Genomic DNA, 11,883 nt, shown 5'->3' on the forward strand with positions numbered 1-11,883 from the left:
GTTTCCACACACTTTATCGTCTGCTGCGGCCTCACGTCTTCGTCTGCTTAGAGATCGCGACGGTTCCTACCGCCCCACCCCTTCCATGCCATCTTGCAGTGAGTACAGGATGCTCAGGTAGCTCTCGTACCGCGCGGGGTGGATCGCGCCCTCGTCGACGGCGTCTTTTACCGCGCAGCCGGGCTCGTGATCGTGCGTACAGTCGTCGAACTTGCACCCGTCAATGTAGGGCACGAACTCAACAAAGAAGTGGCACAAGTCAGCTGGATGCAGGTCCAGAATGCCAAACTCGCGCACGCCCGGCGTATCCACAATGTGCCCCCCGTCGGGCAACGGATGCAGCGTCGCAAACGTGGTGGTATGGCGGCCCTTCTTGGTCTGTTCGCTGATGGTTTTCGTTTGCAGTTCCAGGTCTGGAGCAATCGCGTTAATCAGGCTCGACTTGCCCGCGCCCGAAGGTCCCGCCACCACGTTCACCTGGTCGCGCAACGCGTCATGCCAGGCGGCTACGCCGTCGTCTTCGGTGGCGCTGGTGCAATACACCGGATAGTCGATCGCCCGGTAGCGCGCCGCCACGTCATCCACCTGCGCCTGCTGCTCGGCATCAGCCAGATCAATCTTGTTGATGACCAGGCCCGCCGGGATCTGATGCATCTCGGCCATCACCAGAAAGCGATCCACAAACGCCGGGTTCAGGGGCGGCTGCTGTACCGCTTGCACCGCCCATGCACGGTCGATGTTGGCCACCATGACATGCTCTTGCTCCACGCGCCGCCCCGCCGCACGCCGACTCAAGCGGTTGCGACGCTCGTGGATATCCACGATCATCCCGGTTTCGTCGTCGGGATTGTAGTCGATCGTCACGCGGTCGCCCACCGCTACGGGGTTGGTCACATCGGTTTCGTTGAGGCGAAACTTACCACGAATGCGCGACGGCACCACCGTAGGCACCTCCTCCGGCGCATCGGCCACCTGCACTTCGTACCAGCTTCCCGTCGATCGCAGCACACGGCCCTCGTAGGCAGGCGCATCACTCATAGGCCAAACAAAACAAGAAAAAAGAGATAACCGTGCGGTTCAAAGCCCAATCGAGGTTGCTGATCCGTCTCGTATCTCTCGCTGGACTGTGGGGTACAGGGGGAAGCGAAGGTCGGCGCGCTGGCCCACGTTGGCACCTATCCAGCAGTCGTTCGTAGGTCAGCTTGGTGGCCTGCTGTCTCGCGGGTCCAAGCTCCTGCCCACCTGCTCATTGCGGATCAGTTCGCGTGCCCATGCCCTCCGATTCTCACCATCCCGACCCAGACCACCCCGACGCTGCTCCTGCAAGCGAGCGCCGCGTGGAGCGCCTCAACTGGCTGGGGCGCGTTGTGTATGCCGGCGGCGCCGTGCACCGATGGTCGCGCCGCGCTGCCGATGTGCTGCACGACCGCACCGCCACCGTGGCTGCGCGCTCGCGCCAGGCCTTCTACGACGGACTCAACCCTGACATCGACGAGGCTACCGTTCTCCACGAGGATGACGCGTCGCATCCGCCCTCGCGCAACGAGTAGGCGGTCTGTTACTTGGTAGCCTCATCCTCCAACAACCGCCGCAGATACGTCCCGTACGGACTGTTACCGCAGGTTTCGGCGCGGTCGGCCACGGCCTCTGCATCGATCCAGTCGTTGCGGTAGGCAATCTCTTCGAGGCAGGCGACTTTCAGTCCCTGCCGCCGCTCGATGGTCGCAATGTAGTTGGTCGCTTCCCACAGCGCATCGGGGGTGCCCGTATCCAGCCAGGCCATACCGCGCCCCAAGCGCTCGACTGTGAGCGTGCCGCGTTCGAGGTAGGCGCGGTTTACATCCGTAATCTCCAGTTCGCCACGATCTGACGGCGCCAGGCCCGCTGCAATCTCAACCACATCGGCGGTGTACAGGTAGAGCCCCGTTACGGCGATGTTGGAGGGCGGCACGTCCGGCTTTTCGATGATGTCGGTAACGGTGCCATCGGCATCGAAGTCGACCACGCCGTAGCGTTCGGGGTCACGTACCGGATAGCCGAATATGGTGCCCCCCTGTACGGTGGAGGCCGCGTGTTGCAGGCGCTGCCGCAGGCCATCGCCGTAGAACAGGTTGTCGCCCAGGATGAGCATGACGGGCGCATCCCCAATAAAGTCGGCACCAATGCGAAAGGCATCGGCAATGCCACGGGGGGCGTCTTGCGTGGCGTATGAGAGATCCAGTCCCCACGGTGCGCCATCGCCCAGGAGCGCCTCGAAGCGCGGGCGGTCGTGCGGCGTGGTGATGACGAGGATGTCACGAATGCCCGCCAGCATGAGCACCGACAGCGGGTAGTAGATCATCGGCTTGTCGTACACCGGAAGGAGCTGCTTGCTGAGTGCCTCAGTGGCAGGATAGAGACGCGTTCCGCGTCCGCCCGCCAGCACAATACCGCGCATAGACGATCTGTGGATATATCAGGAAGTAGTGGGATATCTTTATGCTTCTTTGGAGCCGGTTTGGCCTACTCGTTCAACGAGTCGATGGAATGAATGTAGCGCGTCCAGAACGAAAGTACAATGTCGAAATATGTGCGGTAGAGGTCTTCGTCGTAGTAGTCTACGTGCGCAGGAGCCCGCTTGTGGCACTTATTCATGCGACGGAGAAATTCCTTCTTCTTACGGTCGAGTGCTTCCCAATCTATGTACCACCCTTGGGTGTGCAGATAGATCGTCACAATGAGTCGGCTGATGCGTCCGTTTGCATCGTAGAACGGGTGTACGCGGTTAAACCGCATGTAGAACTCGATTGATGCGGCCTTGGGAGCATCTGTATCCTGAAGTACCGAAAATGCATCGCCCAGGTCATCCGAAATATCTTCGGGGGGTGAACCCGAAAACCTCATCTTTAGACGCTGGGGACGCCGACCGCCAAAGCTCACCGCCCCTGCATATGGATCGGTAGCTTTCCTGAAGTCGCCTGCATTTTTGAGAATACCGGCGTACAGCCCGTGGTGAAAAATACGGGCCGATTTGGGAAGCACCTCGCTGGCATGGTCTACGAGAGCGCCATCGTTTACAAGCGCCTGGGCCATCGTCTCGTATTCGCGTTCCAATATCGCATACCGTGTGCGAATTTTTTTCTTGGGCGACTTCAACAGGTATCTCCGGATTGACGCCGAAGTCGCGGATAAGCTCGGCCAGATAGTCGAGTTCGTTTGAAATAGCCGCCTGTGTCGGTCGTTCTACTCGGAGGCGAGTGCTTTAAAACGATCTACGGTGCGATCTATGTATTTACCAGCTTCATAAAGATGATGCCGGTACGCGTTGTACGACGGATAAACCGAGGCCTTCTGTGCCTCTTCGTCTGTCATGTCCAGGACATATGCATAGCTCAAGTTGCTCGCCACTGGATAGAACGGTCCGTTCTCGGGATCGAACGGAAAGTTTTTGGCAAACCGCTGCGTCTGGTAGTACGACCGGATAGCAGACTCTGGAATGATTTCGTTTTTCGAGGTCTGCTGCCACGGCGCATCGTGGTGTATCAGAACCGAGAGTGTGAGTGCGCTAAGTGGTGCGTAGCTCGTAATGACCATATCCGCAACAGCACGGGCCTGCTCGCTCCAATCAGATGGTGGAGCGCTGTGCCTGGAGGCGATGGACTCGCTCCCGTAGCTCCGATACCAATGGTACACCGACGGGTTTACAGGACCGTTGTCCCACTTCTCAAAGGACAAGGACATAGTTTTGTGTCCAGCTACCAGCCCCCACGCTTTCACGTAATAAAGAAGCTTTTGAAGCTTCATCGGCGTCACATCGCCGTATGGGCTGGCCTCCCTGACAACGTATTGCGCCAACGAACGCATACTGTTCATGGCCGAGGATTTTAGGTGCGAATAGGACCTAATATGCACTGTAGTGCTACCTATGTTCAAATAGCATGATCCTACCCCGTGCTCTGCATGGCAGCGGCGATGCCGTTGATGCTGAGCAGGAGTGCTTCTTGCAGCAGGGCCTCCTCATCTGGTGAGCCGTTCTCTGCGGCGCTGCGGTGGCGCTTCATCAGTTCGATCTGCACCAGGTTCAGCACATCGGTGTACGGGTTGCGCAGGCGAATCGACTTCTGCAAGACCGGACTGTTGTCGAAGAGTTGCTGCTGTCCCGTCAGGTCGAGCAGGGCGGCCTCGGCAGCGTCGAAGTCCTCGTGCAGGTGCTCGGGGAACGGGGCGTCCGGACCTTCCTCGGCGTAGGTGTCGGCAATGGCAAGGCGGGCGCGGGCCATTTCGCGCTGGGCGCTGTCGAGCGCGCCCCGGAAGAACGGCCACGTGCGGTAGAGGCGCTGCAAGATCTCGCGGGCGTTGTCGTGCTGGCGCATCGCTTCAGCCATGCCAATGCCGGTGCCAAACCAGCCCGGTACGTTGAAGCGCGTCTGCGTCCACGCAAACACCCACGGGATGGCGCGCAGGTCGTCGAACGCGACGTCGTCATCGTCGGAGCGCGAGACGGGGCGCGAGGCAATGGGGAGCTGGCTGATGTGCTCAATCGGTGTGGTCTGCGTGTACCACGACCAGAACTCGTCGTCGTCAATCAGGTCGCGGTAGGCGGTCTGGGCGGTTTCGGCGAGGGTGTCAAGGACGGCGGCCACCTCGTCGTCGTGGTGCGGCGCTTCGGGGCGGGGGAGCGCGGTGGTGGTGAGCATCGCATTTACGATCTGCTCCACATGCCGCCGGGCGATTTCGGGCAGTCCGTATCGGAACGAAATGATCTCGCCCTGCTCGGTAAATCGAATCCGCCCGTTATGCACGCTGGCGGGCAAGCCACGAATGGCCTGATGCGTATGTCCGCCGCCGCGCCCCACGCTGCCGCCGCGTCCGTGAAAGAGGCGCTGGTCGATGTCGTAGTCGTTGGCGGTCTGTCCCAGCCGGTCGATGGCCTGATGCAGCGCCCAGTTCGCCATCCAGTAGCCGCCGTCTTTGTTGCTGTCGGAGTAGCCGAGCATGACCTCCTGAAAGTTGTCGCGCCCCTTCAGGTGCGGACCGTACGCCTTGTGCGTGTACAGATCGATCATGCGCTCGTGGGCGTGCGCCAGGTCCTCAATCGTCTCGAAGAGCGGCACGAAGTCGAGCGGCGCCTGAAAGCCCGCGTCGGTATGCGTGCCCCAGCCGGTTTCCTTGGCCAGCAGCATTGGCTCCAGCACATCACTCACCGAGTGCGTCATGCTCACGATGTAGCTACCCACCGCGTTGGCGTCGATCTGGTGAATGGTGTGGAGCAGGTCGAACACCTCCAGCAGCGTGGCGGCATCGTCGGGCAGGTCCTCGAAGCTGCGCAGGAGCGGACGCGGATTGGTAAGCTCTTCGGTCAGAATCGCCAGCTTCTCGTCTTCGGAGAGCGCGGCGTAGTCGTCGGTTACGCCCGCTGCCCTCAGCATCGCGCCGACGGCCGATTCGTGAATCTTGCTATGCTGGCGCACATCGAGCGCGGCCAGGTGGAAGCCAAAGGTCTGCACCAGCACGCGAACGCGGTGTAGCTGTCCGGTGGTGGCGGCATCGGCAAAGCCCTGTTCTTCCAGGCTTTCCACAAGCACGTCGAGGTCGGCCAGCAGGTCATCGGGGCGATACGCGTCGGTGCGTGGGTCGAGGCGGCAGGCTTCGAGCGTGTCGTAGGTGCTGGCGTCGTGGAGCTGCTCCACCTGCGCCATCATGTAGCTTACCTTTTCGCGATAGGGCTCGCGGTCGTAACGATCAGCCAGTGCATCGGGCAGACGGTCGTTGGAACGGTCGGCTGCCAGCGACTCGCGCAGCACGTCGGGCAGCCCGTACTGGCGGCTCGACAGGCTGAGTTCATCGCGCAGGTCGGTCAGTTCGTCGTGCAGATGAACAAGCGTTTTGCGGCGCTGGCGCTGGAACGTCCACCGCGTCACGTCGGGCGTTACGTTCGGATTACCATCGCGGTCGCTGCCGATCCAGGAGCGGTACTTCAGGAACGCAGGTACATCGGCGGTGTCGCCGTAGTGGCTGCGGAGCGCGTGCTGCACGTCTTTGTGGATGCGCGGCACCGTATCCCAAATGGTGCTGTACAGGAAATAGTGGCCCTGCTGCACCTCATCGCGCACGGTGGGACGGGCGGCGCGGATTTCGTCGGTGCCCAGCAGGAAGACGATGTGCGCGTAGAGCGTGTCGAGCGCCTCGGCGCGTTCGTCGGGTGTGGCCTCGGTAGAGTGCAGCACCGTGAGCTGCTGGGCCATGTCGCGCTGCTTGTGCAGCACCGTCTGGCGGCGGGCTTCAGTGGGATGCGCAGTGAGCGTCGGCTGCACGTCAATCTGATGCAGAATGGAGCCGACCTCCTCAAGCGGAACGTCCTCGTCGTGCAGCGTTTTGATGGCCGCCTCGATCGACTCGGGGCGCGGTTTCGGCGTGTAGCCGTTGCTCGACCCCGGCCCGAGCGGCCAGTCTGCCGGACCCGAATGCCGCGCGCGTTCTCGGTTGATGCGAATGATCTCGCGCTGCTCCGCCTGGTTCACCAAATGAAAGAACGTGGTGTAGACGTGCAGCAGGTCCTTGAGCTCTTCCGTCGACAGGTCGGCCATCGCATCGGCCACCGCCTCACGCGGCGCGGGATCGCCGGTTTCGACGGCCTTCTTGCACTGCACCCGAAACTGCTCGACCCGCTCAAAGACCGCATCGCCCAGATGGGTACGCGTGGCCTCGCCCAGCATGTGCCCAAGCAAGTTTACCTGCCGACTAAGCGGTTTCGAGATGCCGGTGCCCTCAGCCTCAATGTCCAATCCGTGCCAGCGTATCATAAAGCGGTGCCTTGATTGGTAGATGCAAATGCGCATTTCATAGTACGAACCACACGCCCCAAACTACAACAACTCGTTCCGTTTTGGGCAGAATTGTCGCATCTGGAGGCAGAGCTGGGCACGATATCATAAAGTAGCGGTTTGCGTGTTGGATGATTTACGCTCTCAAAGGCGATACCGAAGGTGAGGGAGATCCCTCGACGGTGCTCGGGATGACAGCACCTGAGAAGGGTTCGTTGCTCCCCCACGATTGACCTACGATAGCGCACTGCCCTCTCTGATCTCTGTGCGGCGGTGGTTTGGGGCGAGCATATGCACTACATTCCTCTTACAATCCTTCTCTCATTCAGGCTCTCTCGGCGATATGCCCTGTCTCTTTGCTGCCCTCGCACTGATCGTACCACGCGGTGTGATCATTGCCCTGTATCTGCTAACCAACTGGTTTGTAGGCGTCTTTGCCACCATCTGGTGGCCCATTGTTGGGTTTTTGTTCGCGCCTACGTTCACGCTGTGGTACAGCGCCGTCGTCCACTGGTACGATGGTACCTGGGGATTGCTACAAATTGTGGTGGGCATCATCGCCCTTATCATCGACTTGTCGCCTGCAAAAGAAGCGTCGTAGCATCCGGCAGACGGGTCTAATCATGCAGTAGGGACACGACGCGCCGTGTCCCTACTCAAAAACAAAACCCCTTGCTGGGCAGAGAGCCCAACAAGGGGTGCGTGTGTGCGCTCGGGAGGATTCGAACCCCCGACCTTTGGAACCGGAATCCAACGCTCTATCCAACTGAGCTACGAGCGCGCATGGCTACACATGTATTGCTACGGGCATGATGCGAATCGGGGCTGTTTTTGTTCCTGTTAATATCGATGAAGCCCCGCCTCCCTCTGAACAGGTCGTGCGCTACAGATGGGATCTCCCATCGGATGTGTTCATTGCATGGATACCTTGCGCTCTGCCCTCGCCACGTGCGAGGGACGCGCGCACCGGTCCTGCGAGCGCGTCCTTTTTCCCGACAAGTTTCCTGACAAGTCTGCCGTCTTATGGCCAAATACGAAAACTGGATTCCGATCTTTAGCTCGGGCACCGACTACGAAGCCGATATCGTGCGCGATCGCCTCGACGACAGCGGCATTCCGGCGGTGGTGCTCACGCAGCGCGACCATGCATTCAACCTGAACGTGAGTGACCTGGCCGAGGTGAACGTGCTCGTGCCCCCCGACCATGCCGAGTCGGCCCGCGAAATCCTCGAAACCAAGCTCACCGATGCCGAACTGGAGGAGGCCGCCCTCGCCGCTGACCCGAACGCGCCCGACGCCCACGACCCCGATGACGAGGCCCGCCTCGACTCCGGCTACGACCGCACCGACCTGAGCGTCCCTGACGAGGACGACGACAACGACAACGCGTAAGGACAATCCTCTCTCTGTTCTCCCATAGTCTGTGACTGAGCTACAGCAGCGCATCGCAACGGGGCTTCTGGCGGCACCGCTCTTTGTGGGGGCGGTGTATCTGGGTGGCTATGCGTTCGGAGCCGTCATGGCGTTCATTGCCCTGGCCACGCAGTACGAGTACTACGGGCTGGCCGCCTCAACCAACGCCGCTCCGCTGCAGCCACTGGGATTTGCGCTTACCCTGTCGCTGGGGCTCGCGGTGCTGCATCCGCCGTTGTGGACGGTGGCGGGGCTCGTTCTCGTTGGCGGGCTCGCGGTGAGTCCGCTACTCTGCACGGACGAAGCCTACCTCGCTCGCATTGCCGCTACGCTCTTCGGGGTGGTCTACCCGGCAGGCGGACTCGTGGCGCTGCTCTTCATTCGCACGCACACCGCCTGGCCGCCTGAAAGCGCGGTGCTCGGTACCATCTGGATGATCTTTGCGGTGTGGGGCACCGACATCTTCGCGTATTTCGCAGGCAAGCATCTCGGACGCCACAAGCTGGCTCCGCGCATCTCTCCGAATAAGACGTGGGCGGGCGCTTTTGGCGGAGCCGGGGGGGCGCTTGCTGCGGGCGGGCTCTACCTGGCGGGGGGCGCGGTGTTTGCGCTTCCCACCGTACCCGTGCTGCATGTTGTTGTCCTTTCGGTACTTATCGCCTCCGTCTGCATCTGCGGTGATCTCATTCAGAGCCTGCTGAAGCGCACCGCATCGGCCAAAGACGCCGGGTCGCTTCTGCCCGGTCATGGCGGCTTCTTCGACCGCTTCGACGGGATGGCACTGGCCGTGCCGCTGGCCGTGGTGTACCTGCACCTGCTGTTCGGGTAACGCTACGCGGCCGTCCGGCGGAGTCGCGCTCCAAATGCCCCATCAGTGCCGTGCGCTACGGGATCAGTTTGCAAGAAGCCGTTGTGCTGCACATCAGACGGGAGATGCGCAGGCGGCGCCACCTCGAAATCGCTGTGCCGGTCCAGGAAAGCCTGCACGCGCTCCTCGTTTTCCTGGGGAAGCAACGAGCAGGTGCTGTACACCAGGATGCCCTCGGGCGGAACGAGGCGCGCAGCAGCCTCCAACAACTCGTCTTGTAGCGCCACAAGCTCCTGCACATCGTTCGGGGTGCGGCGCCAGCGCAAGTCGGCGCGGCGTCCGAGCACGCCGGTGCCGGTGCACGGCACATCAAGCAAGACGTGTGTGGGCGCGTCGGGCGCATCCTCCGGAGTCAGCGTGCGGGCATCGGCGGTGTGCGTCTCGATGATGCCGGGTGCGCCCGGCGCCTCCTGAAGCGCCTGTAGCCGATGCGCGCTGTGATCGTTGGCCCACACGCGGCCCTGCCCGTTCATGCGATGCGCGATGGAGCGTGTTTTCGTGCCGGGGGCAGCACACAGGTCGAGTACCGTGTCGCCGGGCTGCGGATCGAGCAGATCAACCACGAGCGCCGCGCCTTCGCCCTGTACCATCACGCGGCCCTCGTCGAGCCAGCCCGCCTGCACAACAGGTTGCAGTGCCTCTACGCGCACCATGCCGTCTACGTAGGGCGAGGGCGTCCACGCTACGCCGAGATCATCGAGATCGGCGGGAGTTACGTCGAACAGGTGGAGCGCGTAGGTGGGGCGCTCGTTCAGGCGATGCAGCAGTGCCTCGGTCTTGGCAAGCCCCCGCGCCTCCGCCCAACGGCGCACCAGCCACGTGGGCATGCTCGTACGGATCGCCAGGTCGCGCTCCGGGTCGCCGGTGTCGGGCTGCGGCAGATCATCGCGCTGACGATCGGCAGTGCGCAAGATGCCGTTGACGAGTCCGGCCACGCGCTTACCCACCACGTCTTTCGCCAGCTCCACGTACTGATGCACCGCGGCCCGCGCGGGCGTAGCCTGAAACAGCAGTTCGTAGAGTCCCATCTTCAGGATGCGCACCACCGCCGGCTCCAGGTCGTTCGGAGTGCCGTTATAGAGCTGCGTAATCAGAAACCAGAGCCAGCGCTGCTGACGCGTTACGCCTGCGACGACATCGCGGGCCTGCCGCCGCTGCCGGGGCGTACCGCCGATATCGACCTGATCGACGTACGCTTCGGTCTGGTCGATGCGTGTGAGCGCCCGGTAGGCGAGCTGACGAGCGGACGAAACCGTAGAATCGGCCATGCGAAACAGGAGGGTAATGATTAGCGTGCGGCATCAAACGGCAGCGGGGCGCTACCCGTTAACGTTTTATCGTATCGCTTGGTCGTATGACGCGCACTACGCTTCGTTGCCATGAATCAGCATCTACGGCGCAAACTCACGCTTCAGGCGCACGGCGAGCAGGTCGTGTTCATAAAGCGCAAGCACGAGCGCATTGAGCATGTGTGGATGAAGGCGTTCCTCTGGGCGTTTTATCTGGATGCGTATCCCGATGCCGAGGTTGAAATCGATATTCCGGGGCGCTACAAGCCCGACGTGGTGGCCATGGACCGTCGCCGTGGGCGTCCGCGCTTCTGGGCTGAGGCAGGCCATGTACCGGCCGACAAACTGGCGCATCTCACCAGCCACTACCCTGATACGCACCTGGCCCTTGCCAAATGGGACATGAGCCTCGATCCGTTTGTGGCGATGATTCAGGAGACGCTGCCCGGTGCGCGCACGGCTCCCATCGACCTGTGGCGCTTTCCGCCCGACAGCGCCGAGCGCTTTATCGACGAAAGGGGGAATGTGCAGGTAGACGCCAATCATGCCACGCGGCGGCGCATTGGGTATGCATAGCCGATCAGCCCTCATGTTGAACCGATAGAGGTTCGCACGAATAGGAGCGATATGTATTCCGCTGCCTGTTGCCCAATGCTCGGCTGCTATGCGACGCCCATCAACCGCTACGTATGTACCGGTCCTACTCGCCGTTCTGCTTGGGATATGGGCCGTCCCTGCTCTCGCTCAAGGAGCGTCCGGTACCGACCGTGCGCCGGAAACGATCGCGTCTACCCCGCTGCCGTCTGACTCGATTGACGCCCGGCTCGAAGCGCTCGAAGACGAGCGGCAGACCAGCGATTTCAGGCGTATCATGCAGGAGTTGGAGGCGCTGGCCGAAGAGCATCCCGACCACGGTGGCATCCTCTGGCGCCTGGCCCGAACGCGCACCGACGTGGCCGAGCATACCGCTGACGAAGGGCAGCGCAAGGCGCTGTGCGAGAAAGCATTAGCGGAAGCGACCAGGGCGGTCGACCTGATTCCCAGTAGCTCAAACGCGCATCTCACAAAAGCCGTTGCCGCCGGGCGCTTGGCCATAATCTCAGACACGCGGCGGCAGGTCGAGCTGTCGCGTACGGTCCGCGAGTATGCCGACCAGGCGATTGCGCTTAATCCAGAGAATGACCTGGCGTATCATGTGCGTGGGCGCTGGCACTACGAGGTGGCCGGACTGGGCTTCTTTGCGCGGCGTATTGTGGACCTGGTGTACGGCGGCCTGCCCAATGCTTCCTACGAAGATGCCGAATCTGACTACCGCACCGCCCTCGCGCTTGAGGAACGAGTCGTGCATCACGTCGAGTTGGCGCGCACGTTACTGGAAACCGGCCACTCGAATCAGGCTCGCACCCATCTGCGGCGTGCGATAGCTCTTCCGCAGCAGGATGTGACCGATCCGCACCACAAAGAGCGGGCGCGTTCGTTGTTGCAGGAAACCAGCAGCTGAGCCGCAGTG

General features: G+C 61.7%; 12 protein-coding genes and 1 tRNA gene. 6 read left to right on the forward strand and 7 right to left on the reverse strand.

Translation table 11 applies throughout. The features are described from left to right. Positions 1–66: 66 nt before the first annotated feature. On the reverse strand, positions 67–1,038 hold the full coding sequence (gene rsgA / locus CRI93_RS09695) for a ribosome small subunit-dependent GTPase A (RefSeq protein ID WP_098062437.1): 972 nt from the start codon (positions 1,036–1,038) through the stop codon (positions 67–69). Positions 1,039–1,271: 233 nt separating this feature from the next. Here rsgA and CRI93_RS09700 point away from each other — a divergent pair, with 233 nt between their 5' ends. Further along, complete coding sequence (locus CRI93_RS09700) at positions 1,272–1,550, forward strand: hypothetical protein (RefSeq protein WP_098062438.1); 279 nt, start codon at positions 1,272–1,274, stop codon at positions 1,548–1,550. An 8-nt stretch (positions 1,551–1,558) separates the two neighbouring features. On the opposite strand, the gene rfbA is transcribed toward CRI93_RS09700, so the two are convergent. From rfbA to ppc, 4 genes are all read right to left on the reverse strand, one after another. Then, positions 1,559–2,437 (reverse strand): glucose-1-phosphate thymidylyltransferase RfbA, encoded by an 879-nt coding sequence (gene rfbA / locus CRI93_RS09705; protein ID WP_098062439.1) that lies wholly within the window; start codon positions 2,435–2,437, stop codon positions 1,559–1,561. 65 nt (positions 2,438–2,502) lie between these two features. After that, the gene (locus CRI93_RS09710) at positions 2,503–3,072 is read right to left on the reverse strand and encodes a Fic family protein (protein ID WP_141491654.1); all 570 of its coding nucleotides are present in this window, start codon (positions 3,070–3,072) and stop codon (positions 2,503–2,505) included. Between the two features lie 150 nt (positions 3,073–3,222). Beyond that, positions 3,223–3,852, reverse strand: a complete 630-nt coding sequence (locus tag CRI93_RS09715; RefSeq protein WP_098062441.1) for a Panacea domain-containing protein — start codon at positions 3,850–3,852, stop codon at positions 3,223–3,225. Positions 3,853–3,923: 71 nt separating this feature from the next. Next, positions 3,924–6,782, reverse strand: a complete 2,859-nt coding sequence (ppc, locus tag CRI93_RS09720; protein ID WP_098062442.1) for a phosphoenolpyruvate carboxylase — start codon at positions 6,780–6,782, stop codon at positions 3,924–3,926. Between the two features lie 364 nt (positions 6,783–7,146). Here ppc and CRI93_RS09725 point away from each other — a divergent pair, with 364 nt between their 5' ends. Further along, positions 7,147–7,404, forward strand: coding sequence for a hypothetical protein (locus tag CRI93_RS09725; protein ID WP_141491655.1), 258 nt, complete (start codon positions 7,147–7,149; stop codon positions 7,402–7,404). A gap of 106 nt (positions 7,405–7,510) precedes the next feature. On the opposite strand, the gene CRI93_RS09730 is transcribed toward CRI93_RS09725, so the two are convergent. Beyond that, positions 7,511–7,584 (reverse strand) — tRNA-Arg (locus CRI93_RS09730). A gap of 242 nt (positions 7,585–7,826) precedes the next feature. Here CRI93_RS09730 and CRI93_RS09735 point away from each other — a divergent pair. Both CRI93_RS09735 and CRI93_RS09740 read left to right on the forward strand, forming a co-directional pair. Then, positions 7,827–8,195 carry a putative signal transducing protein gene (locus CRI93_RS09735; RefSeq protein WP_098062444.1) on the forward strand — a complete coding sequence of 123 codons (369 nt, stop codon included), beginning with the start codon at positions 7,827–7,829 and terminating at the stop codon, positions 8,193–8,195. Positions 8,196–8,226: 31 nt separating this feature from the next. After that, positions 8,227–9,045: a phosphatidate cytidylyltransferase gene (locus tag CRI93_RS09740; RefSeq protein WP_098062445.1), complete on the forward strand. Its 819-nt coding sequence runs from the start codon at positions 8,227–8,229 to the stop codon at positions 9,043–9,045. Between the two features lie 2 nt (positions 9,046–9,047). Here CRI93_RS09740 and rsmB read toward each other — a convergent pair whose 3' ends face one another. Then, the gene (rsmB, locus tag CRI93_RS09745; RefSeq protein ID WP_098062446.1) at positions 9,048–10,352 is read right to left on the reverse strand and encodes a 16S rRNA (cytosine(967)-C(5))-methyltransferase RsmB; all 1,305 of its coding nucleotides are present in this window, start codon (positions 10,350–10,352) and stop codon (positions 9,048–9,050) included. A 111-nt stretch (positions 10,353–10,463) separates the two neighbouring features. Between rsmB and CRI93_RS09750 the strand changes: the two genes are divergently transcribed. After that, the gene (locus tag CRI93_RS09750; protein WP_098062447.1) at positions 10,464–10,949 is read left to right on the forward strand and encodes a hypothetical protein; all 486 of its coding nucleotides are present in this window, start codon (positions 10,464–10,466) and stop codon (positions 10,947–10,949) included. 88 nt (positions 10,950–11,037) lie between these two features. Beyond that, on the forward strand, positions 11,038–11,874 hold the full coding sequence (locus CRI93_RS09755) for a tetratricopeptide repeat protein (RefSeq protein ID WP_098062448.1): 837 nt from the start codon (positions 11,038–11,040) through the stop codon (positions 11,872–11,874). Positions 11,875–11,883: the final 9 nt, after the last annotated feature.

The organism is Longimonas halophila (assembly GCF_002554705.1).
GTDB lineage: Bacteria > Bacteroidota > Rhodothermia > Rhodothermales > Salinibacteraceae > Longimonas > Longimonas halophila.

What these genes read in the sequence shown, in the direction of transcription:
- CRI93_RS09710 (WP_141491654.1), bottom strand. Translation starts at nt 3,072, where the DNA reads ATGGCCCAGGCGCTTGTAAACGATGGCGCTCTCGTAGACCATGCCAGC.
- ppc (WP_098062442.1), bottom strand. Translation starts at nt 6,782, where the DNA reads ATGATACGCTGGCACGGATTGGACATTGAGGCTGAGGGCACCGGCATC.
- rfbA (WP_098062439.1), bottom strand. Translation starts at nt 2,437, where the DNA reads ATGCGCGGTATTGTGCTGGCGGGCGGACGCGGAACGCGTCTCTATCCT.
- CRI93_RS09725 (WP_141491655.1), top strand. Translation starts at nt 7,147, where the DNA reads ATGCCCTGTCTCTTTGCTGCCCTCGCACTGATCGTACCACGCGGTGTG.
- rsgA (WP_098062437.1), bottom strand. Translation starts at nt 1,038, where the DNA reads ATGAGTGATGCGCCTGCCTACGAGGGCCGTGTGCTGCGATCGACGGGA.
- CRI93_RS09735 (WP_098062444.1), top strand. Translation starts at nt 7,827, where the DNA reads ATGGCCAAATACGAAAACTGGATTCCGATCTTTAGCTCGGGCACCGAC.
- rsmB (WP_098062446.1), bottom strand. Translation starts at nt 10,352, where the DNA reads ATGGCCGATTCTACGGTTTCGTCCGCTCGTCAGCTCGCCTACCGGGCG.
- CRI93_RS09755 (WP_098062448.1), top strand. Translation starts at nt 11,038, where the DNA reads ATGCGACGCCCATCAACCGCTACGTATGTACCGGTCCTACTCGCCGTT.
- CRI93_RS09715 (WP_098062441.1), bottom strand. Translation starts at nt 3,852, where the DNA reads ATGAACAGTATGCGTTCGTTGGCGCAATACGTTGTCAGGGAGGCCAGC.
- CRI93_RS09750 (WP_098062447.1), top strand. Translation starts at nt 10,464, where the DNA reads ATGAATCAGCATCTACGGCGCAAACTCACGCTTCAGGCGCACGGCGAG.
- CRI93_RS09700 (WP_098062438.1), top strand. Translation starts at nt 1,272, where the DNA reads ATGCCCTCCGATTCTCACCATCCCGACCCAGACCACCCCGACGCTGCT.